At 72.6% G+C, this 1,204-nt stretch carries 1 protein-coding gene; it reads left to right on the forward strand.

Annotated elements, in window-relative coordinates; translation table 11 throughout:
• Positions 1-46: 46 nt before the first annotated feature.
• The coding region (locus tag Q1K57_RS08425) for a Rho termination factor N-terminal domain-containing protein (protein ID WP_300080917.1) at positions 47-1,204 on the forward strand (1,158 nt) is incomplete at its 3' end.

The raw sequence follows: 1,204 nt of genomic DNA on the forward strand, positions 1-1,204 counted from the left end.
GCGGGCCTGCCCGAACCCCGGCGGCCGCCGATCCGAAAGGAAGTCTGTGACTGACACCATCGAAGCCGCGACCCAGGACGTCAAGCGACGCGGGTCCGGACTGGAGGGCATGCTGCTGCCTGAGCTCAAGCAGCTCGGCGCATCCCTCGGCCTGAAGGGCACCGGCACGATGCGCAAGGGCGCGCTGATCGAGGCCATCAAGGGGGCGCAGGGCTCTGCCGGCGCCGCCCGTCCCGCGAAGGACACCACCCGCAGCGAGGCACCCGCGCCCGAGCGCAGGAGTGCCGCCCGCCCGGCGGAGGAGACGAACGGCAGCGAGAGCGCCGGCGAGGGCCAGCGGCCCCGTCGGCAGCGCGCCGACCGCAAGCCGGCAGTGGACGCCGCGCCGGCCGGGGAGCGCACCGAGGCCCCCGAGCCCCAGCCGGCCCTGCCCGGCGACGACGACGTGGCCTCGCGCCTGGAGGCGCTGAAGGCCGGCGGCGGCCGCAACCGCCGCCGCGGCGGCAACGCCGAGGAGCCCGCTCAGGAGAGCCGCCAGCCCGAGCCGCAGCGGCAGCCCCAGCAGCAGTCGCAGCGCAACGACGACGACGATTTCGGCGGTGGCCGCCGGAGCCGCCGGCGCCGCAACCGTGACCGGCAGAACAACCGCCGCACCGGCCGTGGCGGGGGCGGCATGAGCCTGGAGCGCATGGACTCCGAGCCCGTGCTGAGTGACGACGATGTCGTCCTCGAGATCTCGGGCATCCTCGACGTGCTCGACAACTACGCGTTCGTCCGCACCACCGGCTACCTGCCCGGCTCGGACGACGCCTACGTGTCGCTGTCGATGGTGAAGAAGTGGGGCCTGCGCAAGGGCGACATCGTCACCGGCGCGATCCGCGCTCCCAAGGAGGGCGAACGCCGGGAGAAGTTCAACCCGCTGGTGCGGATCGACACGATCAACGCCGACGCACCGGAGAAGGCGAAGGACCGTCCCGAGTTCCAGAAGCTCACCCCGCTCTACCCGCAGGAGCGGTTCCGCCTGGAGACCACGCCGCTGAACATGACCGGCCGGATCATCGACCTGGTCGCCCCGGTCGGCAAGGGCCAGCGCGGCCTGATCGTGTCGCCGCCCAAGGCCGGCAAGACGCTGGTCATGCAGGCCATCGCCAACGCGATCACGGCCAACAACCCCGAGGTGCACCTGATGGTGGTGCTGGTGGAC

The organism is Propioniciclava sp., assembly GCF_029977985.1.
Taxonomy (GTDB): Bacteria; Actinomycetota; Actinomycetes; order Propionibacteriales; family Propionibacteriaceae; genus Propioniciclava.